Source organism: Vibrio paucivorans (assembly GCF_054053395.1).
On record NZ_CM133230.1, the window covers coordinates 431,980 to 458,149 of the forward strand.

27 protein-coding genes, 1 tRNA gene and 1 pseudogene are annotated in these 26,170 nt (G+C 41.6%); 15 read left to right on the forward strand and 14 right to left on the reverse strand.

All coding sequences use genetic code 11. From position 1 onward, the window contains the following. Nucleotides 1-74 precede the first annotated feature (74 nt). A complete protein-coding gene (locus tag ACXABW_RS02095) occupies nucleotides 75-269 on the forward strand; it encodes a helix-turn-helix transcriptional regulator (protein WP_457523777.1) in 195 nt (64 codons plus the stop codon). After that, nucleotides 266-1,534: a VapE domain-containing protein gene (locus ACXABW_RS02100; protein WP_457523778.1), complete on the forward strand. Its 1,269-nt coding sequence runs from the start codon at nucleotides 266-268 to the stop codon at nucleotides 1,532-1,534. Before ACXABW_RS02095 ends, ACXABW_RS02100 begins: the two co-directional genes overlap by 4 nt. A gap of 116 nt (nucleotides 1,535-1,650) precedes the next feature. Here the strand turns inward: ACXABW_RS02100 and ACXABW_RS02105 are convergent, their stop codons facing one another. Continuing rightward, nucleotides 1,651-2,586 (reverse strand): LysR family transcriptional regulator, encoded by a 936-nt coding sequence (locus ACXABW_RS02105; protein ID WP_457523780.1) that lies wholly within the window; start codon nucleotides 2,584-2,586, stop codon nucleotides 1,651-1,653. Nucleotides 2,587-2,654: 68 nt separating this feature from the next. On the opposite strand from ACXABW_RS02105, the gene ACXABW_RS02110 reads away from it, so the two are divergent. After that, complete coding sequence (locus ACXABW_RS02110) at nucleotides 2,655-3,500, forward strand: alpha/beta fold hydrolase (RefSeq protein WP_457523782.1); 846 nt, start codon at nucleotides 2,655-2,657, stop codon at nucleotides 3,498-3,500. Nucleotides 3,501-3,908: 408 nt separating this feature from the next. On the opposite strand, the gene ACXABW_RS02115 is transcribed toward ACXABW_RS02110, so the two are convergent. Genes ACXABW_RS02115 through ACXABW_RS02140 form a run of 6 tightly spaced genes read right to left on the reverse strand, consistent with a single transcriptional unit; the run spans nucleotide 3,909 to nucleotide 9,664 of the window. Then, nucleotides 3,909-5,102, reverse strand: a complete 1,194-nt coding sequence (locus ACXABW_RS02115; protein WP_457523784.1) for a hypothetical protein — start codon at nucleotides 5,100-5,102, stop codon at nucleotides 3,909-3,911. A gap of 22 nt (nucleotides 5,103-5,124) precedes the next feature. After that, nucleotides 5,125-5,532, reverse strand: coding sequence for a TlpA family protein disulfide reductase (locus ACXABW_RS02120; protein WP_457523785.1), 408 nt, complete (start codon nucleotides 5,530-5,532; stop codon nucleotides 5,125-5,127). Between the two features lie 7 nt (nucleotides 5,533-5,539). After that, nucleotides 5,540-6,604 (reverse strand): hypothetical protein, encoded by a 1,065-nt coding sequence (locus ACXABW_RS02125; protein ID WP_457523787.1) that lies wholly within the window; start codon nucleotides 6,602-6,604, stop codon nucleotides 5,540-5,542. Continuing rightward, nucleotides 6,594-7,724, reverse strand: a complete 1,131-nt coding sequence (locus tag ACXABW_RS02130; protein ID WP_457523788.1) for a cytochrome-c peroxidase — start codon at nucleotides 7,722-7,724, stop codon at nucleotides 6,594-6,596. Before ACXABW_RS02130 ends, ACXABW_RS02125 begins: the two co-directional genes overlap by 11 nt. Next, complete coding sequence (locus tag ACXABW_RS02135; protein ID WP_457523789.1) at nucleotides 7,687-8,013, reverse strand: hypothetical protein; 327 nt, start codon at nucleotides 8,011-8,013, stop codon at nucleotides 7,687-7,689. The genes ACXABW_RS02130 and ACXABW_RS02135 overlap by 38 nt, the downstream gene beginning before the upstream one ends. Nucleotides 8,014-8,068: 55 nt before the next feature. After that, entirely contained in the window at nucleotides 8,069-9,664 is a 1,596-nt protein-coding gene (locus ACXABW_RS02140) for a lytic polysaccharide monooxygenase (RefSeq protein ID WP_457523790.1), read from the reverse strand. A 675-nt stretch (nucleotides 9,665-10,339) separates the two neighbouring features. Between ACXABW_RS02140 and ACXABW_RS02145 the strand changes: the two are divergent. Next, a pseudogene (locus ACXABW_RS02145) lies at nucleotides 10,340-10,676 on the forward strand (transposase); the annotation flags it as partial. Between the two features lie 225 nt (nucleotides 10,677-10,901). On the opposite strand, the gene ACXABW_RS02150 reads toward ACXABW_RS02145, so the two are convergent. Next, nucleotides 10,902-11,240 carry a hypothetical protein gene (locus ACXABW_RS02150; protein ID WP_457523791.1) on the reverse strand — a complete coding sequence of 113 codons (339 nt, stop codon included), beginning with the start codon at nucleotides 11,238-11,240 and terminating at the stop codon, nucleotides 10,902-10,904. A gap of 297 nt (nucleotides 11,241-11,537) precedes the next feature. Here ACXABW_RS02150 and ACXABW_RS02155 point away from each other — a divergent pair, with 297 nt between their 5' ends. The 3 genes from ACXABW_RS02155 (at nucleotide 11,538) to ACXABW_RS02165 (ending at nucleotide 15,017) form a co-directional block, all read left to right on the forward strand. Further along, the gene (locus ACXABW_RS02155; RefSeq protein ID WP_457523792.1) at nucleotides 11,538-11,744 is read left to right on the forward strand and encodes a hypothetical protein; all 207 of its coding nucleotides are present in this window, start codon (nucleotides 11,538-11,540) and stop codon (nucleotides 11,742-11,744) included. A gap of 1,086 nt (nucleotides 11,745-12,830) precedes the next feature. Continuing rightward, nucleotides 12,831-13,571 (forward strand): PhzF family phenazine biosynthesis protein, encoded by a 741-nt coding sequence (locus tag ACXABW_RS02160; protein ID WP_457523793.1) that lies wholly within the window; start codon nucleotides 12,831-12,833, stop codon nucleotides 13,569-13,571. Between the two features lie 582 nt (nucleotides 13,572-14,153). Then, on the forward strand, nucleotides 14,154-15,017 hold the full coding sequence (locus ACXABW_RS02165) for a phage integrase N-terminal domain-containing protein (RefSeq protein WP_457523794.1): 864 nt from the start codon (nucleotides 14,154-14,156) through the stop codon (nucleotides 15,015-15,017). Between the two features lie 121 nt (nucleotides 15,018-15,138). Here the strand turns inward: ACXABW_RS02165 and ACXABW_RS02170 are convergent. The 5 genes from ACXABW_RS02170 to rpsU all read right to left on the reverse strand — a co-directional run bounded on the left by ACXABW_RS02170 (nucleotide 15,139) and on the right by rpsU (nucleotide 19,860). After that, nucleotides 15,139-15,214: transfer RNA gene (locus ACXABW_RS02170), tRNA-Ile, on the reverse strand. A gap of 154 nt (nucleotides 15,215-15,368) precedes the next feature. Further along, the gene (gene rpoD, locus ACXABW_RS02175) at nucleotides 15,369-17,219 is read right to left on the reverse strand and encodes an RNA polymerase sigma factor RpoD (protein WP_457523795.1); all 1,851 of its coding nucleotides are present in this window, start codon (nucleotides 17,217-17,219) and stop codon (nucleotides 15,369-15,371) included. Between the two features lie 98 nt (nucleotides 17,220-17,317). Next, nucleotides 17,318-19,069 (reverse strand): DNA primase, encoded by a 1,752-nt coding sequence (gene dnaG, locus ACXABW_RS02180; RefSeq protein ID WP_457523796.1) that lies wholly within the window; start codon nucleotides 19,067-19,069, stop codon nucleotides 17,318-17,320. Nucleotides 19,070-19,173: 104 nt separating this feature from the next. Next, nucleotides 19,174-19,617 (reverse strand): GatB/YqeY domain-containing protein, encoded by a 444-nt coding sequence (locus ACXABW_RS02185; protein WP_457523797.1) that lies wholly within the window; start codon nucleotides 19,615-19,617, stop codon nucleotides 19,174-19,176. 27 nt (nucleotides 19,618-19,644) lie between these two features. Next, entirely contained in the window at nucleotides 19,645-19,860 is a 216-nt protein-coding gene (rpsU, locus tag ACXABW_RS02190) for a 30S ribosomal protein S21 (protein ID WP_001145625.1), read from the reverse strand. Between the two features lie 229 nt (nucleotides 19,861-20,089). Between rpsU and tsaD the strand changes: the two genes are divergently transcribed. After that, nucleotides 20,090-21,106 carry a tRNA (adenosine(37)-N6)-threonylcarbamoyltransferase complex transferase subunit TsaD gene (tsaD, locus tag ACXABW_RS02195; RefSeq protein ID WP_457523799.1) on the forward strand — a complete coding sequence of 339 codons (1,017 nt, stop codon included), beginning with the start codon at nucleotides 20,090-20,092 and terminating at the stop codon, nucleotides 21,104-21,106. A gap of 100 nt (nucleotides 21,107-21,206) precedes the next feature. After that, nucleotides 21,207-22,031, forward strand: a complete 825-nt coding sequence (locus ACXABW_RS02200) for an alpha/beta fold hydrolase (RefSeq protein ID WP_457523800.1) — start codon at nucleotides 21,207-21,209, stop codon at nucleotides 22,029-22,031. A 33-nt stretch (nucleotides 22,032-22,064) separates the two neighbouring features. Here the strand turns inward: ACXABW_RS02200 and plsY are convergent, their stop codons facing one another. After that, complete coding sequence (plsY, locus tag ACXABW_RS02205; RefSeq protein ID WP_457523801.1) at nucleotides 22,065-22,676, reverse strand: glycerol-3-phosphate 1-O-acyltransferase PlsY; 612 nt, start codon at nucleotides 22,674-22,676, stop codon at nucleotides 22,065-22,067. Nucleotides 22,677-22,854: 178 nt separating this feature from the next. Here plsY and folB point away from each other — a divergent pair, with 178 nt between their 5' ends. The 6 genes from folB to ispF all read left to right on the forward strand — a co-directional run bounded on the left by folB (nucleotide 22,855) and on the right by ispF (nucleotide 26,137). Beyond that, nucleotides 22,855-23,208, forward strand: a complete 354-nt coding sequence (folB, locus tag ACXABW_RS02210; protein ID WP_457523803.1) for a bifunctional dihydroneopterin aldolase/7,8-dihydroneopterin epimerase — start codon at nucleotides 22,855-22,857, stop codon at nucleotides 23,206-23,208. Next, entirely contained in the window at nucleotides 23,205-23,711 is a 507-nt protein-coding gene (folK, locus tag ACXABW_RS02215) for a 2-amino-4-hydroxy-6-hydroxymethyldihydropteridine diphosphokinase (RefSeq protein WP_457523805.1), read from the forward strand. Before folB ends, folK begins: the two co-directional genes overlap by 4 nt. A gap of 10 nt (nucleotides 23,712-23,721) precedes the next feature. Continuing rightward, nucleotides 23,722-24,525 (forward strand): undecaprenyl-diphosphate phosphatase, encoded by an 804-nt coding sequence (locus ACXABW_RS02220; protein WP_252029415.1) that lies wholly within the window; start codon nucleotides 23,722-23,724, stop codon nucleotides 24,523-24,525. A gap of 111 nt (nucleotides 24,526-24,636) precedes the next feature. Further along, on the forward strand, nucleotides 24,637-24,918 hold the full coding sequence (gene ftsB / locus ACXABW_RS02225) for a cell division protein FtsB (protein ID WP_252029417.1): 282 nt from the start codon (nucleotides 24,637-24,639) through the stop codon (nucleotides 24,916-24,918). 1 nt (nucleotide 24,919) lies between these two features. Then, nucleotides 24,920-25,660, forward strand: a complete 741-nt coding sequence (ispD, locus tag ACXABW_RS02230) for a 2-C-methyl-D-erythritol 4-phosphate cytidylyltransferase (RefSeq protein ID WP_457523807.1) — start codon at nucleotides 24,920-24,922, stop codon at nucleotides 25,658-25,660. A gap of 3 nt (nucleotides 25,661-25,663) precedes the next feature. Beyond that, on the forward strand, nucleotides 25,664-26,137 hold the full coding sequence (gene ispF, locus ACXABW_RS02235) for a 2-C-methyl-D-erythritol 2,4-cyclodiphosphate synthase (RefSeq protein ID WP_252029420.1): 474 nt from the start codon (nucleotides 25,664-25,666) through the stop codon (nucleotides 26,135-26,137). Nucleotides 26,138-26,170: the final 33 nt, after the last annotated feature.

The window sequence follows — 26,170 nt, forward strand, 5'->3', positions numbered from 1 at the left end:
GCCGCTCAAAAAAAATGTTCTCCAGATTCTCCTACATACTGGACTTGTCATCAGTTGGAAAAAGGAGAGAACTCATGGCAAGTAATCGCATAATGTCTTTGAAAGAGGTGTCAGAGGCAGTGGGTCGAAGTCCACGAACTATTTGGCGTTGGTGGGCCAAAGAGAAAACCTTTCCTGCACCTATGTTAGTTAATGGTCGATGCCTAGGTTGGCCTGTGTCTGAGTTTATGAAGTGGTTGAATGAAGCGAATCAGAGAGGTAAGTCATGACCAAGAATACTTCTCAGAAAGAGTTTGGCCCTGTAAATAAAGTGGGGGATGGGCCTAACTTTCCAGATCAGAATGTAGAACGAGGAGCTACTAAGGTCCTCAATACAGCTGACAATTTAAAAGCGTTGCTTAGCTACCTTGGGGCTACCCCCTGCCTTAACACGATGACTTTTGATGTTGAGGTCATCGTGAAAGATAAGATAGTTCCTTCTGATGAACTGAGTAGTCTTCTGATAAGTGAATCTTCAAAATATGGTTTTCCTCCACAAGGTATAGATAATCATCTACACGTAATTGCAAAGCAGAATAAATATCACCCTGTAGAGAGACTTCTTAATGGTCTTGAATGGGATGGCGTTAAACGTGTTGATGACGTTATTTGTTGTATTGATTCTAAGTATCCTGACATTACTCGTGTTGTGATGAAACGTTGGCTAGTAGGGTGTATCGCTTCATTATACGAATCTAACTTTAAAAGTAAGCTCGTTCCTATTATCCAAGGAGAGCAGTCTTTTACTAAGACAGCCTTCATCGCTCGTTTGGCAAGTCTTACGCCCTTCACATTTCTGGAAGGAGCGGAGTTAAACCCTAATAAGAAAGATAGCGTGTTATCTTGCATAAGTTCGTGGATTATCGAGTTGGGAGAGTTAGAGCGTTCGACTAAAAATTGCCAAGGTGCTTTAAAAGCCTTTATTTCTAAACAGATGGATACCGTTAGGCCTCCATATCACCCTAGGGATGTAAAAAAGCCTCGGCAAAGCCATTTTATAGCGACTGTAAATGGTACTGATTTTTTGAAAGATCGAACTGGTAACTCTCGTTATGCAGTCATCGAGCTAACAGGGCAAATCGATATAGATCGAGCAAATCAAATACTAGGTTGGACATATAAGCTTTCTGGTAGCCTTACTCTTGAACAACCTGAACGTCTTAAACAATTTTGGTTAGAAGTGAAAAGCCTATATGAAAGTGGGGCAGGGTGGATGTTGTCTCCCGAGGAGCAGAAAAAAGTTGATATCGTCTCAAATTGCTACCTAGATAAAGGGAATTGGTATCAAGTTTTGCTAGAGCACTTATATGTTTGCCCTAGTTCTTCCACACACACTAATGAATGGCTTGCTCCTAATCAGGTTTGTGAAGCCTTGAATATACCAATAAGTAATGCTGGGCATGTAGGTAGAGCTTTGAAGATGTTGGCTGATGAAGGACAGATAGAAACTCGCTATCAGAATGGCTACAGAATGTATGTGTTTCCAGTCGCTTGAAATTTACTCCACTACTTCACTTTAAGTGGAGTAGTGGAGTAGTTGTTTGGTTGGCTGAGGGACAAACTTGTAAGTCTAGGTTTTTTATTCGAGATAGCTAACTCATTTCTGCCCCATTATGAGTTAGAAGATAATTTTTCGGCGATGAAATCTACAAGTAACTTTGATATGTGTGAATGAAAATTTATTGCACGATGATGAATGAATATTGTCAGTGGAGATAAATCATAATCTACAGAAACTTGTTGTAATTCATTCTGTTTTATTTCATCTAAGCAGAAGCTACTGGGCAGAGCGACAAACCCAAGCCCACGTTGTGCAAGAGCTTTTGCCGTAAATCCACCATCTACTTTTATTCTCGATTTTGGCGATAGTGACCTATACCCATTTGACTCTGGAATAGCGAAAATCCAAGGATCACCCCCAAAAGATTTATAGCTTGATATACAAGGCATTGACTCCAGTTCAGTTAGGGTTTTTGGCAAGCCATAGCGGTTAATACACTCTTTAGAAGCCAAGATAATAGTGTCCCATTGGCAAAGTGGCTTCGATACCCAATCTCTGTCATCGAGCTCTCCTCGCTCAAAGCTAATAATAATATCGGGGTCGTTTGAGATAGCATTTTCAATCGCAGTACTGTGCTCACAGTACAGTGTAATGTCTGTATATGTGGCTAAAAAGTCCGCTAAAACCTCTCCAATAATAGGTATATCTGGAGAACTAAGTCGAATGCTTCCTTTAAGGGAGGTCTGTGCCTCACTTAGTCGCTGTAGTGACTGATTGAGGTTGTACAATGGTTCTCTAATTTCTTGGAAAAAACGCTCACCCATCAGTGTTGGGGTTACTTTACGAGTTGTTCTATAGAATAGCTTTTCACCCAATACCGACTCTAGTTGTTGGATGTGTCTGCTGACGTTGGAACTTGGAATTGCTAGGTGTTCGGAGGCTTTTACAAAACTATGGTTTTCATAAACGGAAAAAAATGATTGTAGCCAAACATTATCAATTCTATCTAACATGATTATCCCAAAATTTGAGCTATAGAATCCCATATTAGCTCATTTAATCGGTCTAAACCATGTTCTAGAATGGTTCCATAGCAACCAGAGTGAGTATATAAATGAACGATAGAAATCCTTTATTTGTCCATCGTGATAATTATCATTTACAAGTCGAGCAGCATGGAACAGGCCCACATTTGTTAATTATTGGTAGTGTGAACTACTACAAGAAAGTCATTCCCGAATCTCTGCACAATTACTTTACTTGTGTGTATGTGGATCATCGCGGATTCTCAAAATGTGATGCTGTAAATCCAGTTGAGTTTGTCAACTTAGATACTATCACTCGTGATATTCAAGCAATATGCGACAGCCTAAATCTAACTAAAACTAGTGTTTTAGGCCATTCAGGTCATGCGTATATGGCAATGCACTTTGCAAGTCATGCGAAAACAAAGATCGAAAAGTTGATTGTAGTTGGTGCTGCGCCAAGTCTGTCAGTTGATATGCAACAGAAACAGTTTACTCATTGGTCTGAAAACGCTTCTGAACAACGAAAAAAGTTGCTAGATACAAGTTTGGCTAGACTAGAAAGTGATATTGCCAAGCAGCCAGAACGTAAGTTTGCGCATATCTGTCGTAGATTAGGCCCAATGAGATGGAAAGATGCATCATTTGATGAGTTACCTTTGTGGGATGATGTTGAAATGAATACACCACTACTAGATACGCTTTGGGGAGAAATATTCAGAGATATCGAACTTACGCAGTTTTCTTCAAACTTGGATACCACCGTCATTAATGGGGAACTAGATTTTAGCATTGCTCCGATTGAGGTGTGGGAAAGCATTGAAGGCGCATTTAAATCATTACAGCTAATTAAGTTAGAAGATGTATCGCATACGCCAATGCTAGAAGAACCAGAAAAATTTATTGAAACGACCCTGAGTATATTTAACCATTAGATAGAATTCATAGTTATGTGTAGTTGATAGTTCAAATAATAAGGAGCGGAAGTTTGAGTAGTTCAGACTCTAACAAGCTTTTGTCCAGATGTTTGTTGGAGGGGCATGTAACACGAAAATGCCCCGAAATGTGTTTAGATAGCTGCAAACCTTCATAAGAATAATTTGTCCAACAGATTGTTGGACAAACTCTAGTATCCAATTTTGCAAAGGGGGCTCGCAAAAAAGTAGCAATAGCTGCCTGAGCGAGGAGAGTGTTCAAATTTGCCACGTTCATATACAGTTCGCAGCAAGCAATTGGCCAAAAAACAGTTAGAGTACGGATTCTAGAGTGCTAAATGTCCTTAAAAAGTATCTGCAACATATGTAAGCCGAACAGTCGTATCGCCTTACAAAATGAAATTAAATTTAGTCCTTCCGTACTGGGAAGTTGATGACAGCAGTATGTACTGTGTTCGAGTTCCAAGAAACAAGTAATTTGTCATTATGGCTTGTTAGTGTAGGGAAGCCTGTAGTTCGGCTTGGACTTAATTGAACAACAGTATTTCTGTCTACTAGCTCTCCCCTAAGAGTGTATCGGCTCAAGATTAGGCTCACCCTGTTGCTATTGTTATCTAGATGACTGACTATCAGGAAACCATTATGGAACGTTGTGTCAATTCTCCCAATAGTATTCTGAGATACGACTATTGAGGGGAGAAAATTATCACCGTAATCATTAGAAATCGAAAGCTTGACGGTCGCCTTATTATTCTGAACAGTATACCAACTGAGAGCAACCATTTTCCCTTTAGCGGACAGGGATGGTCCGTTCACTGGACAACCGTCTATTTGCCAATTATCTGTTGGTATGTAGTTAGCGGGTTGCCATTTACCATCAATTAATCGAAGAATTTTAGTGTCCCGAATCTCATGTCCAGTTCTACCTCGGTAAGCAACAATTACCCCCTTATCTGTAGTAACTGCAGCCGTAGCACAGCAGTCACATACTCGTTCGTCTAATAACCATTCATTATATAATTGGCCATTTTTAAACGTGGCGGCTCTCAGCATCATAGATTCAGTGTTGCTGTGATGGTGAGAGTGATTGAAGCTTTTTGTGTGCCTCCCATCTAACCAAACCGCAAATGTTTCTTTTCCTAGAGGGAGTAGAGAGACAAATCCATGCTCAGCATGTATTTTTGTTTGGTGGGGTGTTAATGGTGAAGACCAGTTTACTCCTTTGTCATTTGACTGACTGAGTTGAATTTTATAGTCGTATTTACCAACATCTGTTTTTTCTAGCCAGTGTGCTGTTAAAAGTGAACCATGCTTGATAACACTTGGGAAATCAGCCCAATTGTTAAACCAATTTGTACCGGATGCTACGGTTTTGGCATCACTCCATGCATTATTGTTGAACGTAGAAAACTTTAAAGTTGCATTTTCTCCATTTTCTTCGACCCATGAGAGTGTCGTTTGTGGTTCTCCTTGATTGTAGTTTGTAGAAAGCCTAGAGAGTGATGCATTAGGACCTATTCCGCTTATTGGACGCATGTCAACCTCAAAGGCTTGGACATAGATTGAACACAGCAACAGTGGTGTGATAAGTAGTCGATTCATTTTTATACCCATTAATAATTGCTTAAAAAGAATATCTAGCTAGTGCTTTTGTAAGACTCTCTAGAGATTGTTCCCCATATAAAGTATGAGCAATTTCACCTTTATCAATGATATAGGTGGTAGGTAAAACTGGCGGCAATGGATACATGACAAGATCTACACTCTCTAGTTTATATACTGGAAATTGTATTTCCAAATCTTCCACTATTTTTTTTGTGTGATGGTCTGGTGACAAATCGTAGTTTATTCCTACCACTGGATATTTATCTATAAGGGAGTTTAGTACTTTTGCCTCTTTTCGACATGGGACACACCATTCGGCAAAATAGGAGACTATAATTATGTTTTCAACTCTTTCGCCATGTATGAAGGGAGAGGGTGACGCCGAGTTAGACACTAAAATAACAAGGGTCATAAGTAATGACTTCATAAGGTTCTCACTTTCTAGCTGGTGAATTTTTTGAAACATAACTGTCGTATAGTGAATATCGGATCTTATCCCAATGTCCGGATTGGTCAGATCTGTTTTTAATAGAGTTTTTGAGTTCGCAAATCAATACAAAAGCAGCGCCAAATAGAGGAAGATGGCCTTCAATTTCATGAGCTCCGTGGATAAAAGATGTAGTAACAAAAGCAATTACTAACATTATCATCACCAATCGATTTGCTAAGCCCAGTGAGAGTAATACTCCGAGAATTAGCTCACACAGACCTATAAAGTAGACGAAATGTAAGTCAGATACCGTACTGAGCCCAATTGCTGGGAAAAAGTTATAAAATGGAAACATTTCAATAAACACCAGAGCTAGTCCCGGGTAAGCCAGTTTTTCAGTGTAGGCTAAAATTGCTAGTTGACATCCTATTCCTACTCTCAGAAATTTGATAGAAATACTCCACATAGCAGCTTTATTGATGTTAAGCTTTGTGAAGACCTGTCTATCCAAGTTAGAGAGATATGGCCCCGTCAAGAGCATAAATATACCGACTGAGAGAAACTCAAAGATGTAGTTTATAGATATTGCTAATGGTATATGGACCATCATGAAAAATGCAGAAACTAAAACAAAGAAACCTGACAGAGAGATGCTTATGCAAGCGGATAACACTACTAAACTCTGCAGGTATACACCAGTAAGGATTTGATTACTTGGTAAGTTCAAGTTTGGAGCGATAAACCCACCTTGTACAACAATTAGTAGAAAAAAAAGCACTGTCGATACTGAAAATAGTGAAGCTAGAATTACTTTACTAAATCCAATTCTAGTGTACATTATTTTGTCTATTATATTTATATTACTACCGTGTCGAGTGATGAATACACCAAATATAGAAGGAATTAGAACTAATAGTGTTAGATTGGTATAGATATTGTCCCAAGAAAAACTTGCATACTTCATTTCATCAGAAGCAACAAACCATTGAACATGAGATAGAGTGATTGGCGAGTATAGCAATAACGTTATAAAAAACAATGATGGTAATTTAAATTTTCTAGTTTTCATGTTTATCACCTAGTGCTGTCAAAAATTTAATAAGTTGCTGGCGTTGATGAGGAAGTAACCTCAACGGTTTTACATCTGTGTGAGTTAAAGGGAATCTATAAGGGTTAACATAAAATTCAATTACTTCTTCTAAATTTTTGTACCTGCCATCGTGCATGTAACTTGGGCTCTTATTTAGGGTTCTAAGAGAAGGCACCTTAAATGCACCTTTTATCTCATTGTTATAATTTACATATTGGTACTTCCTACATTCAACTTTCTTATTATATAGGTCGCACTTATAATCTGAGTTCTTGTATTCTAATAGACCTTTAGCACGGTCATTTTTATTATTCCCTCCTGTTCCAATGGAATAAAACCCACCGTTAGAAAATCGTTTTCCGCTATGGCAATTAATACAACCAGTTCTCTGAGAGTCAAAAAACAATTTCATACCTTCTAACTCATCGTCAGACAATATATCATTGTCATAATTAGACTTATAAATCACTTGATAAGAAAATTCGTCAAATCTAGACCAGTAATATGGTATAGAAGATACATAGTCGGAAATTAATTTCCCCACATTCACAAACTTATCCTGTAAGCTATTTGATGAGTTACAAAAATCTAGCACCAGTAGGTAATCGGATAAGTATTGACCACAAATATATTCAACAGCTTGCAATTTTGTTAAGTTATGATCTTTGATTATAGCTTCAAGGACTTGGGCCCATAGAGAATCTTTTCGGCCATTCCAAAAATACCAATCCTGTCCACCTGTACCACGTATACTTATAGCCCTAAAATTCGAGTTTGGATTTATTTTTCTGGAGATATTGTTTTTATCATGAAAATTGTCTTCCGGTACATGACAAGTAGCGCAACTGGTGTCGTTGTTATTACTAAAATTTGTGTCGTTAAAGATTTTCTTTCCCAACTTTTCTCTTGAAGAAAGAATAGATCGTGATTCATCAAAATTTCTTAATTCAAGGTCTAGCATACTTTCTTTAATTAGGCGTAATTCATTGCTATCTAACCTAATCTCTCGCTTGTTTAAAGTAGTCATAAAAATTATAAAAGATATTGATGCAGCCAAAACACTAATGTACGTTAAATTTAATTTCTTTAAGTATTTCATTGCCTGACCTTATATTTATCACCCATAACCCCATCATATTTAAATATATACCATTTATAATACAGTGATTATGATTGAGATTAGATACTTTTGGTTCTGTAGGTAAGCCGTGACTGTGTCCTTTCATATAGCCTGATACAGACAAGGCAGTACAAACATGATTATTAGAATTAAAAACTATCGAAACTTGTTCTTTTATATTTTGAACATTATTTTCAAATGATGATGGAATATATAAATATAATATTAACAATAAATAAATTGCAATTATTTTTATTAAGAATTTCATTTAAATTTACTAGTACGAGAAAAAGGGGAGAATCTCCCCCCTTTTATTGGTTATATTAATTAACTACTACAGTTTTTGTCACTACATTACTATTATTTTCGTTATCAATAACGGTTAGCTTAATTTCATGCTCACCTGATACATTAGGAATAAAGAATACTAGATCTAAGTTAGGAACCTCCGGGTAGATTACCTCTCCATTAGGGTCAGTCATTTCCCATAAATATTGTTCAATATTTCCGTCCGAGTCGTATGAATTACTGGCATCAACTGATAAAGGTAGACCAACCATGTGAGTTGCACCTTGTATCGTGAACGACGCTGTAGGGGATTCCCCGATGCTTTCTTCTGGAGAAGGGTCGATAACTTCTTCGCTGTTTTTGAGAACTTCAAACGAAAATGTTTCTACAGCATTGCTATTTATTGAATTTGCAGAAAAAGATAAGGTTTGATTTCTCTGGATAGCACTTGTGTCAATCACAATTAATGAACTGTCGTTATTCTCAATGGTGACATGATCCCCTTGCGTTTGTGTTATAGTGGAAGGTTCCTCGGGGGAATATACTACGACCTCTCCAGCATTGACGATATTGTCACTACTTGCTAATTCATACAATTCACTCTCTAATGGTTGAGTTTGTTCGTTATCGCTTTTAATTAGTGACAATTCTCCGGACGCATTTCCACTCTTGGAATTAAAATAGTTACGTGAGATATCGTCTTGGAAATACATGTAATGTTGCATTTCTGAATGCCAGTCACCGATAAATATCGCTCCATCCTTGTATTGCTCATGCCAGCCGTTGATTTCTGAAGCTAAAAGACGAGCCCAACTTCCCATGTTAGAAGAGTTAATATCAATATCAAAACTACGTGTAATATCGCCGTATTGATTAAAAATATCATATTGAACAATATCGCCAATTTCTGGACTTTCAAATTCTTCGGAGATGAAGGCTTCCCCTCTAACGAGATCAGGAGTTAATACGGGAGTTTGTTCACCATCGCCATTTATTGTGATATCAGAACAGTTGTAGAACCCTTCGCCTGCAGAGTCGTCACGTTGCCAACGTACAAATAATATCGCATCTCCTGAACGGTCACTTGGGATCGTAACGTTCATTCGGTATTTCCCTCCATTCGACAAAACATTGCCGTTCGAATGAATTAGTTCTAGATCACTCCAAGCTAATTTTTTGTTTAAGTCAGCATTAGGTTTCGTCAAATAAAACTCCCAATATGATGGGTTATGAGATGCAGTTGCGTTAAATACATACTGGAATGTCCCTGTATTGAGTTGAGTTCGAGTCCATTCTGTGTGAGCTACGCCCATCCCTTGCTTTTGTGGGTCGTTCGCGTAGCAAAGAGTGCCATCAGGAATTGCTGCTTTTACCGCTGCGATGTTTCTAAAATCTGCGATATTTTTGGAAAATTCGTTCTGCTGAACAAAAGGGTAAGTTCCTGATACCCTTTTAGCTGCTGCACATGCTTCATTTGGCGGGCTTCCAGACCACAAGCCGCCTTGCGAATAGCATATATGTTGACGAGCCGCAGGAAATTCAGACCAACCGTGAGCATGAGCGGTAGTTTGAAATCCTGAGAATACAGCGAGGCTTATCGCCACATTTAAAATAGATTTATTTGCTGTCACTTTATATCTCCTTTTTTAAAAAGTTACAGTTAATTATCCACTAGATATTTCTTCTCTAGGGACAAATGTAATAATAAATAAAATCCACATAAAAACATCTTTTTAATAAAATTGATTTTTTTATTGGGAAGCTATACTGCATAAAATAAAAATATCACTTTTTTTTATTGAAAAATGGAAGCGTAGGTCACATTTCATTCCTGTAGTGAGTTGACTTATTGTTTTTCATGTTTGATTTAATATTAAACCTGTATGCCTTATTGGTTTTTTTGTATATATTTTTCGTAGAACAGACTCCCAGAATTATTGCAATAGTGTTTTTAATGGAAATCTGTGAGAAGCGCTATATGAGTGAAATTGCAAGGTGTAGTTGTTTTAATAAGTCCGGACACTAAATTGGGTGGTAGAATATTGGGGCTAAGGTGTAACGGAACGAAGGTGGACGTGTTTTTATTAAACTATTGATTTATAATTTGCTTTTATTTTTACTTGTATTCGTTTCAGTATTTACCATCATTAACATCTAAAGATCTTAACCCTCCTGTCTCTTAGTCTTCTGGAAAGGTAAATGTGTAATGGCCTAATATATTGGTATTAGTGGAGAAAACCGTGATGATCCGCACCAGCAGTTTTGGACACCGAGTTAAGTGAGTACAATCACTAACGAGGTGAAAAATGACAACTAAGGAAACACGAATCAAACATGCTCCTGAATTTAAAGCCGAAGCACGTAAGTTAGCAGAGAAAGTCGGTATCGCGGCTGCCGCACAACAGTTATCGTTTTATGAATCTCAAATCTATGGATGGCGCAAAGCCGTCAAAAAAGACACGAAAATCAGCGATAGAGAAAGAGCACTCGCCACTGAAAATGCCAAGCTCAAACGATTATTGGCTGAGCAAGCTGAAGAGCTAGATATCGTAAAAAAGGCCGCCACCTACTTCGCTAAAATCTAAAGTAGATTGCTATGAGTTTATGCTCGAATACCTGATGCAATATAGGATTGCTAGTATGAAGCATGAGAGCTACCTCTTATTGTCTTTGATTAGTGATTAAGCACCTTTAATCAAAGTGGGTAACTCTCTTCTTTTCAAATTGAAGTGTCAGATCTAGTCGGAACTAATACAGCTGATGTGTTTGGGTCACTTGTCGATATCCGTGATACGTTTGTCGGGTTTCAGAAGTATTTGTATAATCAGGGACACTCGCTTACCCAATATTGAACTCTACTAGCGCTAGTTACTTTGCTGTAGCTTCAATTTCTCGTAAGGTTTTATTGAGAATAGTCATTCCATTAAGGTCACTCTGCCCAATCTGAGCTAATTTCTGGATGAAAGCTTGTAGGTAACCAATCTCATCTTTTGCTACTTTTAACTCTGTCTCTAACTGAATAACTTTTTCCGCTAAATCAATGTCCTGCTGCAAAAAGGAGAGAAGTTCAGCATCACTAGGTGAAATGGGTTGTCCTTTGAGAAAGCGCTTCCTTGTCTTGTATTCGTTTTTGATATTGAGGTATTTATCGAGTGCTTGCCTAGTTGTAGTAATCTCAAGATTAAACTCAATTCTTGTGACCAACAAATCTAATGATTTGAAAATATCATGGCCGCAGATGGAATATTCCGAGAGTTACCGTCTTTCTTCATAGAGTGCCTAACTTACAATTGCCCAAATTCCGTATTTTCGCATTCAACTTGGACAGAGCGGCTACGAGCCATGCTTTTTTACATTTGGGATAATCTGGAAGGTGACGAGCCTAGTGAGAATCGTTGGCTCGAAGTAAATGAATGTTTTTTCTGTTTCACTCAGGTCTGAGTGGACTCGAAAGGATGGCCGAGATTTTGCCAAGGCGGCCTGGAATTACTTGGGGTGTGAATAATGCCAACTAGACTACATATATCTTCATTTATTGGCCTTACTATTGGAGTCTGGTTGATAGCTCTTTGGTCATGGAAAATATTTAAAGGCTGGTACGTTAAACGTCCAGATTTACGAGGAACATGGAAAGTTGAGCTGAAAAGTAACTGGGTTAACCCAGAAACAGGAGAAAAAGCTGCCCCAATTTACGGATATGCAGTTGTTTGACTGACTTTAACAAACCTAAGCCTAAGATTGCTGACTAAAGAATCTTGTTTAGTCCTTGTTGCACATAGTATTGAGCAACAAGAAGACGATGATTTATTCAAACTCGTTGGAGTGTATAGAAACGAACCAAATATTGAACTACAGGGTGCTAGGAGTGAAATCCATCACGGTTCTCCAGTAGAAGAGCTTGATGGGCATTATTGGACAGATAGGGCAACGAAAGGTGGCATTAAGTTATTCAATAAAATTGTAAACACTACGCAATATTCGAACTGGCTGAGCGAGATTTAAGCAACTTAAAAGGGGCATCTGCGGTAAACGTTTTCTGCTAGGTGGGGTGCCAATAGCATTTGTGTAAATTAAGACAACAATGGATAAGTACACATTTATAGCTTAAATGATTAAAGCCCTAGCAAGGCAATCGACATCGATACTTGTTCTACCACTCTTGCGTAAGCCTCTAGTTTTCCATACCGTCCGTGCGTAGATTGAAGCTGAAATAGATGAAACTTTGGATATTATCTCCATTTATGTGGTGTGTTGAACGACGCAAAGGCTTGTATCCTGATAGCGTTGAGTCTAGTTAATCAAATTAAGGTAGATTAAATAGCTAATTCATAACGCCCATGGCAAACATTGGATCGCTATAGTTATGAGTTTGCCTTAGTTCAATTAATTCATAAAAACTAAAGTAGAGAAAAGACATAACTCGTTTATGTCCAGAACCTTCACAGTTGGCATTTCGTAACTCGAAAGTGCCCCAAAGTTTGTTAGATTAAATACTCTATTCTTTTCTGGGGCGTGCGTTTTCTCTATCAAATCTAATCCGATTAATGAGGTTGGAACCATGCTCACTTTGGTCGTGTGTAGGTTGATAATCGTATTGCTCAGAATCCGCCTGAGTTATACGGAAACTTTCTGCAATTTCTGAAGTTCACATCCTAGATGCTAGGTAATACGGGCATTAGATTGAGCGTGAGTATGATTAACGTTATGATTGGTCACGTACAATTACGGAGTAAATCCGTCTAATCAGCGTTAAATGGCAATCTAGGGTGGTGAATTATTAAATTAGAAACATATGATGTGTTTGGTGGTGAGTCGGCTTCTGGTAACCCTTGTGGTGTATTAGAGCTTGATAGTTGGCTTTCTGATGAAGAGTTACAGAAAATAACTTGTAAAGCAGGACTTCCAGTTACCTCTTTTGTTATCAAAATTAATGGGCAGTTTCACATTCGTTGGTTTGCGTTGGATGGGGAAATTAACCTGTGTGGGCATGGTAGCTTAGGGGCTGGTGCTGCAATTATCTCTAAGTACAAACTCGATAGCGTACTTTTCAGTAGCAAATACGGAGAAGTCTTAATTGCCAAAAAGAATGGTGTGTATACTCTTGAGATGCCTAGCTGGAAAGGTGAAACATGTGTCGTTCCACCCGAAATAGCGGATTTGGCTGTTGATGCTATTGATGTATTTTCAACTCGAGACTTAGTTATAGTCTTGCCCTCAATAGAATCAGTAAGAGATTTTAAGCCTGATGATATGCGCTTTAAACAGCTTGGTAATTACCATGCTTTAATCGTGACTGCAGCAAATGGCGAAAATGGGTACGTATTAAGATATTTTGCGCCCAAAATTGGTATATCTGAAGATCTAGCGACAGGATCTGCTCAATGTTCTTTAGCTCCATACTGGTTTGACAGGTTTGACTCAGATTCACTTCAGGTACACCAACTTTCGTCGTCAGGTGGCTATTTTGGCGTAAGGCGTATTTCAGGTGACTCAATCGTGTTGTCAGCAAATGCAAAGCTACGGAAAATAACAATTTAACAAACGACTATGGCACGATTCGCCTTACGCGAAGTAATCCGCCTATATCTAAATTAGTAGATTCACTGACACGGAAATGTCCAAACACGACTTTGAAGCCCTGTCACTCTCACAGAGTGACAGGGCTTGAAACACCTACCAATCCTAGCCTTAAAACCACTTTTCTTGAATGCTTACCGCGTGACGGCGGAAACAATGACGCTCTCAGCGTCACTTAAATTGCGATAGCCTCATCTATAAACGATACTCTTCTTGAATCACTTCAACACAGCAATTGCTGTATCGCACTCGCATCGAAAACCAAGACTTTTAGCGCATATTCCTTTTCGCCCACACGGGCTTCTAAAAGCATCAATTGACAATGGCTTACGGCTAATCAATTGTTCAGGGATTTCTCGCGTAGTAGCTTCGTCCCAATACCATCACCTTGATGGCACTTAATAAAGTGGGGGCAATAACACTAACCGAATTTTCACTATCTGCTACTGCATCTTAGAAATATGAGCAAATGAAATAGACGAATCCAAAAGCCGACCATGTGTCGGCTTTTCTTTTTCTGCCCACTTTAATTCGGAGTAACTTATGGCTAGTAATTTCATGTTCAAAGTGACAAAGGTACTAAAACGCAACCCAGATGGCTCTCATGCGACACGTGCAGAGAGGAAGAAGGTACTGAAATTGGTCGATAAGAATTTGGCTGAGCTCGGTTTTAGGCGCTTAGAGTTACACAACCTTTCATCAAAGCATCTTCAAGCAGTTGTAGGACATTGGATTTCTGAAGGACTGTCCGCAGGCACACTTAAGAATAGAGTGGCTCATTTGAGATGGCTCCTAGAGAAAATCAATAAAACAGGTCTGCTTCCCGCCAGCAATACATCGCTTGGCATTCCAAAACGAGCCTATGTAACAAACATAGATAAGTCTCGAACCCTTGAACTCGATAAGCTGGCCCTTATCAGTGATCCTTACTTGCAAACGTCTTTTCGAATGCAATCTGAGTTTGGCCTACGACGAGAAGAATGTATGAAGATTTGTCTTAAGGATGCAGACAAGGGCTCCTACTTAAAAATTGTTAAATCGAAAGGCGCTAGACCAAGAGAGATTCCAATTACAACAAGCAGCCAGAGGGAGTTATTGGACTCTGTGAAGCCATGGGTTGGCTCTGGCTCTTTAATCCCGTCAGGAACGCTGTATAAGACACAGTTGGGCCGATATCAACAAGCATGTATCAAAATGGGATTAGATAAGGCTCACGGGCTTAGACATGCGTACGCTCAAGATAGATACAAAGCTCTTACAGGATTAGATTGCCCTGCTAAAGGCGGCCCTAGAGCGGCTACATTGCCAATTGAACTGCGAGATAAGGTTAAACAAGTCAGACTTCAGATCAGCAATGAGCTGGGACATGGACGCGAAGAGGTGACCGCGGTATATCTTGGAAGGTGAAAAAAGTGGGGGAGTTGATGCTCGTGATGGGACAGAGTTAAGCATTTTCCTAACTACACCCACTTTCCACAAAATGCAAAAAAGGCGTAGTAGATACTAACCTGCTACGCCTTTTCAAATTTGGTGGCCCCTCGCAGACTTGAACTGCGGACCAATCGATTATGAGTCGACTGCTCTAACCACTGAGCTAAGGGGCCATGTAGGGCAATGATTATAGGGGATGAGGATCTAGCTGTCTAGCCAGTAACTAGGGTAAATGCGCTTAGATTTTATCCACTTAAATCATTTGACGATAAAAAAGGTGAGCTATTGCTCACCTTTTCATCAATTACTTCAAAACAATCGTTACGATTATTCGTCTAGGAAGCTGCGCAGAGTTTCTGAACGGCTTGGGTGACGTAGTTTACGTAGTGCTTTTGCTTCGATCTGACGGATACGCTCACGAGTTACGTCGAACTGCTTACCTACCTCTTCTAGAGTGTGGTCAGTGTTCATATCGATACCGAAACGCATACGCAGTACTTTTGCTTCACGAGGAGTTAGGCCTGCAAGTACGTCTTTCGTTGCAACTTTTAGGCTACCTGAAGTCGCTGAGTCTAGCGGCAATTCAAGTGTTGTATCCTCGATGAAATCACCTAGATGCGAATCTTCGTCGTCACCAATTGGTGTCTCCATTGAGATTGGCTCTTTAGCAATTTTCAGTACTTTACGGATCTTGTCTTCTGGCATTTGCATGCGCTCTGCCAATTCTTCCGGTAATGGCTCGCGACCCATTTCTTGTAGCATTTGACGAGAAATACGGTTTAGCTTGTTGATCGTTTCGATCATGTGTACCGGAATACGAATCGTACGTGCTTGGTCTGCTATTGAACGAGTGATTGCCTGACGAATCCACCATGTTGCGTAAGTCGAGAACTTGTAACCACGACGGTATTCGAACTTATCTACCGCTTTCATCAGACCGATGTTACCTTCCTGGATAAGCTCCAAGAACTGTAGGCCACGGTTGGTGTACTTCTTAGCGATAGAAATTACTAGACGTAAGTTCGCTTCAACCATCTCTTTCTTCGCACGGCGAGCTTTCGCTTCACCGATAGACATACGACGGCTGATTTCTTTGATGCTTTGCACTGTCAGTGACGTTTCTTTCTCGATCATATCCAGCTTTTGGATTGAACGACGAATGTCATCTTCGCTGCGCTTAATTTTCTCAGCGTATGGTTTATCTGAAGCCAGCGCTTCATCTAACCATGCTTCGCTAGATTCGTTACCAGTGAATAGGGCGATGAACGATTTCTTCGGCATCTTTCCGTATTCAACAGTTTGACGCATGATCAAACGCTCTTGAGTACGCACACGATCCATTGAAGTACGTAGTTCATTAACTAGGTAATCAAATTGTTTTGGCGTTAGACGGAATTCAGCAAAAACCTCTTGTAGCAACTGCGTTGCTTGAGAAGCTTTAGAGCTGTCAGCGCCATGCTCGTTAATCGCTAGTTGAAGATTCTGATAAGAGTTACGCAGGTCTGTGAACTTCTCAAGAGCAAGTTCTGGATCGATACCAGTATCTTCTTCCTCTTCCTCGTCATCTTCACTTTCGTCTGCGTCTTCTTTGTCTTCGTCTTCTAGATCAGATTCTGCAAGTTCCGAACCGATGTGAGTGGCAGTCGGTGCTGCTGTCTCTTCATCGTTAGGGTCTACAAAACCAGATATTAGGTCAGTAAGGCGTAGCTCTTCCGCTTGAACTTTATCAAATTGCTCAAGAATGTATGGGATAGTGCCAGGGTATTCCGCTACCGCGTTTTGAACTTGGTTGATGCCGTCTTCAATACGTTTAGCGATGTCGATTTCGCCTTCACGAGTTAGAAGCTCTACAGTACCCATTTCACGCATGTACATGCGAACTGGGTCTGTTGTACGGCCAATCTCGTTCTCTACACTTGAAAGTGCAGCTGCCGCAGCTTCTGCAGCATCTTCATCTGTGATGGTGTTGTCATCGTTCAGAGCTAGATCATCGGCATCAGGTGCAGTTTCTACTACCTTAATACCCATGTCGTTAATCATCTGAATAATATCTTCTACCTGTTCAGAATCTACGATTTCTGCAGGTAGGTGGTCATTTACTTCGGCGTAGGTCAGATAGCCTTGCTCTTTGCCTTTAATAACAAGTAGTTTCAGCTGTGACTGCGGATTTTGATCCATAGACGGTATCCAACTTCGTATCTGGTGACGGATTTAGTATGCGAATTGCAAACCACGAATATTAACAAATTTATTCATTGCTGACTAATCAAACAGGGTTACGCTTTTAAATCTAGCATTAGGGCTAGCAGCTCCCTTTTCTCTTCGGCTGATAAACCGATACTTCTTGCTTTGGCCTGCAGGTTTTCAATTTGTTTTTCTACGCACTGGGCCAAAATTTTGTCCAGTGAGTCTAAAAATATATCTTCTTGATTGTCTTCATCGAGAGGGATCTCCCAGCTCGCAAGACGAGACAGAAGTGCCTCATTTTGCCTATTTCGCCAGCTTTCTAGCAATTGGCCGGTGTTGATATGGGGACGCGCTCGACAATAATCAAGGACTTCGACCAATAAACCTAATCCCGGTAGTGATAACTCTCTCACACTGGTGAGATCCGGTACCATATCAGCATAGCTCGGATTCTGGATAAGCAAAGCAATTACTTCGCGCATCGGAGTACGCTTGATCTCTTTATGTGGTTGAGGTCGCGTTTCATTTACATGTTTGCGCGCCTTGCGCAATTGGTTATCAAACCCGGTACGCTCATCCAGCAGTTTTTCCAATAGTTCTTGAAAATAGCTATCCGGAATTTTGTTGATTAATGTACTGGCGTGGGCACGTAATGCCGATTTACCTTCATTAGTGCCCAGGTTTATTTGGTGCAACTCAATAAGGTTCTCAAACAAGTAGGTCGACAGTGGTGTTGCCTCTTTAACCAATTGTTCAAAAGCATCTTTACCGTGTTGGCGGATATAGCTGTCGGGGTCTTCACCATCTGGTAAGAACAAAAACTTAAGGGTATTGCCTGTCTTTAAGTACTCCAGTGAGTTCTCTAAGGCTCGCCATGCTGCTTCCTTACCTGCGCGGTCGCCATCGTAACAACACACTACAGTGTTCGTTTGGCGAAATAGCATTTGCACATGATCGCCGGTAGTAGAGGTGCCCAGTGATGCCACTGAGTAATCTACCCCATACTGTGCGAGTGCCACCACATCCATATAGCCTTCCACCACCAGAACTTGCGGTGGCTCTCGGTAGGCTTGCAGTACTTCATACAAGCCATATAGTTCTTTGCCTTTATGGAAAATCGGTGTTTCAGGTGAGTTAAGATATTTAGGTGTCCCGTCTCCTAACACTCGTCCACCAAAGCCAATCACTCGGCCACGACGGTCGCGAATTGGGAACATCACACGTCCGCGGAATCTGTCGTAGCGGTTGCCTTTGTCGTTCTCGATCAGCATGCCACCTGAGACAAGCATATCTTGCGCGTCTTTTTGCTGGCCAAAGTTCTTACGAACTAAATCCCACTCATCGGCAACATAACCAATGCCAAATTTTTGGACAATTTCGCCGGAAAGTCCGCGTTCTTTCAAATAGTCGATAGCGACTTTGCTATTGGATGATTTAAGCTGTTTCCGGTAGAACTGAGCAATGCTACCCATCAAATCGTATAGATTGCGTTTTTGCTCTGTGTTGGCTCGAGGCTGGCTGGAGAAATTCCCGTTTCGCTGCTCTCTAGGGACATCAAGTCCAAGGAAAGAAGCGAGTTCTTCAATAGCTTCAACGAACTCTAATCGCTCGTATTCCATCATAAAGTCGATGGCATTGCCGTGAGCACCACAACCAAAGCAGTGGTAGAACTGTTTTTCTTGGCTAACGCTGAAAGACGGGGTTTTCTCGTTGTGGAATGGGCAACAAGCGCCGTAGTTTTTGCCTTTTTTCTTAAGTTTTACGCGTGCGTCAACGATATCGACAATATCGAGCCGAGCAAGGAGGTCATCAATGAAACTTCGAGGAATGTGTCCTGCCATAAAACCTTAGAAAAATGCACTAACAGTAAGAAACGACATTAGGTTAGATACAAACAAGCCGTGCGTCCAGAGGATAGCACGGCTTGTTGCAAATGGGGTTTGGGTTAAGCCAGTTTAGCGCGAACTAGACCGCTTACTTTACCCATATCTGCGCGCCCTTGAATTTGAGGCTTAAGCACGCCCATCACTTTACCCATGTCTTGCATGCCCGCTGCGCCAGATTCTGTGATTGCACTTTCAATCAGTGCTGCTACTTCATCTTCGCTCAGTGGTTGAGGCATAAAGTCCTCAAGTACAGTGATTTCTGCTTGCTCTGCATCTGCTAGATCTTGACGACCTGCTGATTCAAATTGAGCGACAGAGTCGCGACGTTGTTTAACCATCTTAGTCAGCACAGCTAGAATGTCGTCGTCGCCCAGAGTAATCTGTTCGTCAACTTCACGTTGCTTAATGGCTGATAGAGCTAAACGGATAGTGCCAAGGCGCAATTTGTCCTTGGCTTTCATCGCTAATTTTTGCTCTTCTTTGAGTTGTTCAATAAGAGCCATAACTGGAATCCTTTTGGGACCTAGTTATTAGTACAGGCGAACGCGACGAGCGTTTTCGCGAGCTAGCTTCTTAGCGTGACGCTTTTGAGCTGCTGCTTTAGCGCGTTTGCGAACTGTAGTTGGTTTTTCATAGTGCTCACGACGACGCACTTCAGAAAGGATACCTGCTTTTTCGCAAGAGCGCTTGAAACGACGTAGTGCAACGTCGAACGGTTCGTTTTCACGTACTTTAACTACTGGCATATGCCTTTCACCTCAGGGGTTATTCGTTAATGCTGGTATCAGTGGACGGAACGTGTTGTGTTCGGTCTATAACCAGCTTGATCAAAAATGGTGCGGAATTCTAATCCGATCACACAGCCTTTGTAAAGCCTTTTATTGTTTAGCCACTGTACAAAATTTGTTTGATGGAGCAAGGCAAGGTAAGATTGCGCCAATTTCCCATTCTAGATAGAAGCATACCGAGAAAAATATGCGCATTATTGGTATTGAAACCTCTTGTGATGAAACGGGTATCGCCATTTACGATGATGAGAAAGGACTCCTTTCACATCAGTTATATAGTCAGGTTAAATTACACGCTGACTATGGTGGTGTTGTCCCAGAACTGGCCTCTCGCGACCACGTTAAGAAAACCATTCCTCTTATTAAGGAAGCATTGAAAGATGCTAACTTAACGCCAAAAGATATTGATGGCATTGCTTATACCGCAGGGCCTGGTTTGGTTGGGGCTTTATTAGTTGGGGCGACAATTGGTCGCAGTATTGCGTACGCTTGGGGTGTTCCTGCTGTTCCTGTCCATCATATGGAAGGGCACCTACTGGCGCCAATGCTGGAAGATAATCCACCACCTTTCCCATTTGTGGCGCTGCTGGTTTCTGGTGGTCACAGTATGATGGTAGAAGTAAAAGGGATTGGTGAGTATAAGATCCTAGGTGAATCGATTGACGATGCTGCAGGTGAAGCCTTTGATAAAACGGCTAAGTTAATGGGGCTTGACTACCCAGGTGGCCCGTTACTGTCTCGCTTAGCTGAAAATGGCACCCCTGGGAGGTTTAAGTTCCCGCGCCCGATGACTGACCGCCCTGGTTTAGATATGAGCTTTTCTGGTCTAAAGACGTTCACTGCAAATACCATTGCGGCGAACGATAACGATGATCAAACACGCGCGGATATTGCCTATGCATTCCAAGAAGCGGTCTGTGACACATTGGTCATTAAGTGTAAACGTGCATTGCAGCAAACGGGTATGAAACGTATCGTGATCGCAGGTGGCGTGAGCGCCAACAAGCTATTACGTAAATCGCTGGAAGAATTAGCGGAAAAGATTGGTGGTGAGGTGTATTACCCACGCACTGAATTTTGTACCGACAACGGTGCCATGATCGCTTATGCAGGTATGCAGCGTCTTAAAAATGGTGAGGTTGCTGATCTTTCAGTTCAAGCAACACCTCGTTGGCCGATCGACCAGCTTAAGCCAATCGCTTAATACCAGATGAATACATTAGAAAACGGTCGCCCTCGCGGCCGTTTTTGTCATATAGGGTACGTAAGTCCCTAGAACAACGGATAGAAAAAGAGAGTAGAAAATGGATGCAATCAAAAAGACATTTTCGATAGACGGTCAAACAATGCATTACCTTGATCAAGGTGATGGCCCGGTACTGCTATTTGGTCACAGTTACCTTTGGGATAGCGCAATGTGGGCACCTCAAGTTGAAGCGTTGAGCCAATCTTATCGCTGTATTGTGCCAGATTTATGGGCGCATGGGAGTTCAGAGGCTGCACCTGCTACGACTCGTTCGTTACGTGACTACGCTTCGCATATGGTGGCGTTGATGGACCATTTATCCATTGAAGAGTTTTCAATTGTTGGCCTTTCTGTTGGCGGTATGTGGGGAGGTGAGGTCGCCCTGCAAGTGCCGCAACGAGTCAAATCACTGGTTCTAATGGATACGTTTCTTGGCCTAGAGCCAGAAGTTACCCATCAGAAGTATTTTGGCATGTTAGATGCGGTTACTGCGGCGAAGCAATTCCCTCAACCTATTGTTGATGCGGTTGTACCTCTGTTCTTTGCACAACATGCTGCGCAAGATACTCCAGAGTTAGTTGAGAAATTTTCGAACAGCCTAACTCAGGTTAGTGGCGAACGTGCTGAAGAGGTAGCCCGAGTCGGGCGAATGGTGTTTGGTCGTCGCGATTTAATGGAAGAGAGCGAAAAATTTGCGTTGCCAGTTTTAATTACCGTGGGACAGGAAGACAAACCTCGCCCAGTGCTTGAGTCTTATTTGATGAATGATGCCATTACTGGAAGCCAACTCGTGCAAATCCCTAAAGCCGGCCATATTAGCAACCTTGAGCAACCAGAGTTGGTGACCAAGATGTTGCAAGAGTTCTTCGCCACGGTTTACTAATTTTGCCAAGGGTTGTAATAAGTAAAAGGCCTCTTACGAGGCCTTTTTTAATCCATCTTTTTTCTCGCCGACTTTTGGCTCGGTACCATCAAATAAGCGTTTAATGTTTTGATGGTGTCTCAGCACAATCAAACAACACAGCATGGCCACGGGCAAGGTGTATTGCGGTTTGATAATCCAAGTATAAAAAGGAGCAAGTAGTACACTGACGATTGCTGCTAATGAAGAGTAACGGAAGACCAAAGCAACGGCTAACCATGTGAGCATGATGATACTCGTTAGTCCAAGCCCAATTGGTGCAATGGCACCAAGTGCTGTAGCAACACCTTTGCCGCCTTTAAAGTGAAAGAAAATAGGGTACATGTGCCCAAGGCAGGCAGCGATGGCAACTATGCCAAGCATTATTGGGTCAATTTGTAGAAAATACCCACCCCAGACAGGGATGGTGCCTTTTAACATGTCACACAGCAGCACTGCAGCAGCTGCTTTCTTGCCACCGATACGCAGTACATTAGTGGCTCCAGGGTTATGTGAACCTACTCCGCGAGGATCAGGAAGGCGGAGCACGCGACATATCAGAACTGCACTCGATATCGAACCTAACAAATAGGCAGCGATGATCGTGATGAGTGCGAGTGGAGTCATGATGAGTGTAACGTCCTTGAAACGGGTGCTCTAACAGCAAGTAATTGGTATCATATCGCGATTCATACAGCCAAACTACCTCAATGTTCACAGCATGTGGAGACTGGCTTGTTAGGCGAATAGTAAGTTTTTTTCACCCGAATGGGTATCCGACCTCTAGAAAGGACAAGGCGCGAGCATGGATAAAGTGTTTATCGAACAGTTAGAAGTGATCACTACGATCGGTGTATACGACTGGGAACAGGAAATTAAGCAAAAGCTAGTGCTCGATATTGAAATGGCGCATGACAACCGCCCTGCAGGGAAAAGCGATGATGTGGTAGACGCATTAGACTACTCTCAGGTAAGCCAAGCGGTACTCGATCATATTGAAGGTGGGCGCTTCCTACTAGTGGAGCGAGTTGCCGAAGAAGTAGCAGAAATCATCATGCAGAGATTTAGTGTGCCATGGATAAAGATCCGCTTAACTAAGCCTGGTGCTGTCCCACAAGCGAAAGGAGTGGGCGTTGTCATTGAGCGAGGTCGGCAATGATCACCGCTTATATTGGTGTTGGCACCAATATAGATCGCGAAAAACATGTTGAAGCAGCGGTAGCGGAGTTATCTCAAATTGGAGATAACTTGAAACTTTCAACCGTTTACGAGTGTCCTACTGTCGGTTTTGATAGTGCACCATTTTATAATTTAGTGATTGAACTCGAGACTTCTATGCCATTCACGCAATTTACACAGACCTTACGTAATATTGAGTTACGTTGGGGGCGTAGTGAATTTGCAAAGAAGTTTCAAGATCGCACTTTGGATCTCGACGTTCTTCTTTTTGGGGAACGAGTGTCTAGCGAAAAGCCAGAACTACCCCGTAGTGATATTTTTAAATACCCGTTTGTGATTCAACCTCTCTATGAGTTATGTCCTAATAGGGTCGTGCCTCAAGATGGACGAACCATTGCACAAATTTGGCATCAGTTTGGAGAGTTTGATTCTTTAACGCCAATTTCATTGTGGTTTGAACTAACAAGCGAACACCATATTTGATGAGAATCTAATGAGTTACTTTGAAGCATTTATTTTGGCTTTGATCCAAGGCCTGACTGAGTTTTTACCGATTTCGAGCTCTGCGCATTTAATTCTACCGTCAGCAATTTTAGGCTGGGAAGATCAAGGCTTAGCCTTTGATGTAGCAGTGCATGTCGGCACACTGGCAGCGGTGGTTATCTACTTCCGTAAAGAGGTCGTGACGTTATTAACCGCATTCTTTGCTTCTATCTTCAAAGGTGAACGTAGCAAAGAGTCCAAACTGGCTTGGATGATCGTATTAGCCACGATTCCAGCCTGTATCTTTGGCCTGTTAATGAAAGATATTATTGAGATTTACTTGCGCAGTGCGTGGGTTATTGCCACGACCACAATCGTGTTTGGCTTGTTGCTTTGGTATGTCGATAAGAATGCCAAGCTTGCCAGTGATGAGTATCAAGCCGATTGGAAAAAGTCATTGTTTATTGGCTTAGCTCAAGCGATGGCCATGATTCCAGGAACCTCTCGCTCTGGCGCAACCATTACAGCGGCACTGTACCTTGGCTTTACTCGTGAGGCAGCAGCACGTTTCTCCTTTCTGATGTCAATCCCGATTATACTGCTGGCTGGTGGATATTTAGGTTTGAAGTTGGTGACTAGCGGTGAACCTATTCATGTTGGTTTTTTGGTGACGGGTATTATTACGTCTTTTATTAGTGCGTATATCTGTATTCACTTTTTCCTGAAGTTAATCACTCGAATGGGTATGACACCATTTGTGATTTACCGACTAATATTAGGTTTCGGTTTGATTGCGTTCCTAATGTTAGGCTAACGCTAAATCTACTTCCATTTGTGTAAGACCACATCGCTCAATCTCGCTTGATATGCGTGGTTGTGGTATATATGTGGTCTTTCTATATTCTCCTCAAATACATCACGACTTATGCGAATATTTGTTCTTACATTGACGCTACTATTTGGCTGGCTACAGTACACATTGTGGTTTGGCAAAAATGGAGTAGTTGAGTTCAACTCAGTGAACAGTGATATTCAAGCTCAACACCAAGTAAACAGTAATTTGCAAACTCGCAACGCAGAAATGTTTGCCGAGATTGACGATCTTCGCCAAGGGCTCGATGCCATTGAAGAGCGAGCTCGTCATGAGTTGGGGATGGTGAAAGAAGGAGAGACCTTCTACCGTTTGGTTGGAGAAGAGTCGAACTAATATGTCAGAATCTCAATCTATTGTTGCTATCGTCCCTGCTGCTGGTGTTGGTAGCCGTATGAAAGCCGACAGGCCAAAACAGTACCTCATGCTACAAGGCAAATCGGTTCTTGAGCACACTATCGAAAAGCTTCTTACTCATTCTCACATCGATCTAGTGGTTGTTGCGATTACTGATGGCGACCCTTACTTTCCCACTCTGCCGATATCTAAGCACCCTCAGGTAATTCGTGTTTCTGGTGGCAAAGAACGTGCAGATTCGGTGCTTTCAGCCTTGCAGTATGTCAATAACGAGCTGAGTAGTGATTGGGTGATGGTGCACGATGCTGCTCGCCCTTGTGTAAACTTAGAAGATATCGATGCTTTAGTAACACATGCCTATCAGCATGACGTAGGCGCTATTTTAGCTGCACCAGTCAGAGATACGATGAAACGATCAAATAACGAAAACAATATTGATCATACCGTTGAGCGTGAGGCGCTATGGCATGCCTTAACGCCGCAAATGTTCCCAACTCGAAAGTTATGTTCTGCACTTGAGCAAGCTTTACAGCAAGGTGTCACTATTACGGATGAAGCCTCAGCGTTTGAGTGGCTGGGACAACAACCTGCATTGGTAGCGGGTAGAGCAGATAACTTAAAAATTACTCAGCCGGAAGACTTGGACTTAGCGGATTTCTACCTCAGTCGACAAGCACCTCTAGCTGATGACCGAGATAATCACGGTCAAAACAAGGAATAGAATATGCGTATTGGTCACGGTTTTGATGTACATAAATTTGGTGGTGAAGGCCCAGTTATTATCGGTGGTGTGGCTGTTCCCTACGAACAAGGTTTAGTGGCTCACTCGGATGGTGATGTTGCGTTGCACGCGTTGTGTGATGCATTACTTGGCGCAATTGCTGCAGGAGACATAGGCAGGCACTTCCCAGATACTGATGACAAATGGAAAGGCGCCAACAGTCGCGACTTACTAAGAGATGTATATCGCCGAGTTAAAGAGCACGGTTACATTCTTGGTAATGCAGATGTCACTATCATGGCGCAAGCCCCTAAGATGGCACCTCACATTGAAGCTATGTGTGCTGCGATTGCTGAAGATCTCGAAACCGATATTCGCAATGTGAATGTAAAAGCGACGACCACTGAACGTTTAGGCTTTACCGGTCGAAAAGAGGGCATCGCATGTGAGGCAGTTGTCCTGCTACTTAATAAATAGCAATACCAAACGAAATCGACCTAGGTTTGTTAA

Coding starts and splice junctions, on each gene's coding strand:
- ACXABW_RS02095 (WP_457523777.1), top strand. CDS start 75: ATGGCAAGTAATCGCATAATGTCTTTGAAAGAGGTGTCAGAGGCAGTG.
- ACXABW_RS02100 (WP_457523778.1), top strand. CDS start 266: ATGACCAAGAATACTTCTCAGAAAGAGTTTGGCCCTGTAAATAAAGTG.
- ACXABW_RS02105 (WP_457523780.1), bottom strand. CDS start 2,586: ATGGGATTCTATAGCTCAAATTTTGGGATAATCATGTTAGATAGAATT.
- ACXABW_RS02110 (WP_457523782.1), top strand. CDS start 2,655: ATGAACGATAGAAATCCTTTATTTGTCCATCGTGATAATTATCATTTA.
- ACXABW_RS02115 (WP_457523784.1), bottom strand. CDS start 5,102: ATGAATCGACTACTTATCACACCACTGTTGCTGTGTTCAATCTATGTC.
- ACXABW_RS02120 (WP_457523785.1), bottom strand. CDS start 5,532: ATGAAGTCATTACTTATGACCCTTGTTATTTTAGTGTCTAACTCGGCG.
- ACXABW_RS02125 (WP_457523787.1), bottom strand. CDS start 6,604: ATGAAAACTAGAAAATTTAAATTACCATCATTGTTTTTTATAACGTTA.
- ACXABW_RS02130 (WP_457523788.1), bottom strand. CDS start 7,724: ATGAAATACTTAAAGAAATTAAATTTAACGTACATTAGTGTTTTGGCT.
- ACXABW_RS02135 (WP_457523789.1), bottom strand. CDS start 8,013: ATGAAATTCTTAATAAAAATAATTGCAATTTATTTATTGTTAATATTA.
- ACXABW_RS02155 (WP_457523792.1), top strand. CDS start 11,538: ATGCCAACTAGACTACATATATCTTCATTTATTGGCCTTACTATTGGA.
- ACXABW_RS02165 (WP_457523794.1), top strand. CDS start 14,154: ATGGCTAGTAATTTCATGTTCAAAGTGACAAAGGTACTAAAACGCAAC.
- rpoD (WP_457523795.1), bottom strand. CDS start 17,219: ATGGATCAAAATCCGCAGTCACAGCTGAAACTACTTGTTATTAAAGGC.
- dnaG (WP_457523796.1), bottom strand. CDS start 19,069: ATGGCAGGACACATTCCTCGAAGTTTCATTGATGACCTCCTTGCTCGG.
- ACXABW_RS02185 (WP_457523797.1), bottom strand. CDS start 19,617: ATGGCTCTTATTGAACAACTCAAAGAAGAGCAAAAATTAGCGATGAAA.
- rpsU (WP_001145625.1), bottom strand. CDS start 19,860: ATGCCAGTAGTTAAAGTACGTGAAAACGAACCGTTCGACGTTGCACTA.
- tsaD (WP_457523799.1), top strand. CDS start 20,090: ATGCGCATTATTGGTATTGAAACCTCTTGTGATGAAACGGGTATCGCC.
- ACXABW_RS02200 (WP_457523800.1), top strand. CDS start 21,207: ATGGATGCAATCAAAAAGACATTTTCGATAGACGGTCAAACAATGCAT.
- plsY (WP_457523801.1), bottom strand. CDS start 22,676: ATGACTCCACTCGCACTCATCACGATCATCGCTGCCTATTTGTTAGGT.
- folB (WP_457523803.1), top strand. CDS start 22,855: ATGGATAAAGTGTTTATCGAACAGTTAGAAGTGATCACTACGATCGGT.
- folK (WP_457523805.1), top strand. CDS start 23,205: ATGATCACCGCTTATATTGGTGTTGGCACCAATATAGATCGCGAAAAA.
- ACXABW_RS02220 (WP_252029415.1), top strand. CDS start 23,722: ATGAGTTACTTTGAAGCATTTATTTTGGCTTTGATCCAAGGCCTGACT.
- ftsB (WP_252029417.1), top strand. CDS start 24,637: ATGCGAATATTTGTTCTTACATTGACGCTACTATTTGGCTGGCTACAG.
- ispD (WP_457523807.1), top strand. CDS start 24,920: ATGTCAGAATCTCAATCTATTGTTGCTATCGTCCCTGCTGCTGGTGTT.
- ispF (WP_252029420.1), top strand. CDS start 25,664: ATGCGTATTGGTCACGGTTTTGATGTACATAAATTTGGTGGTGAAGGC.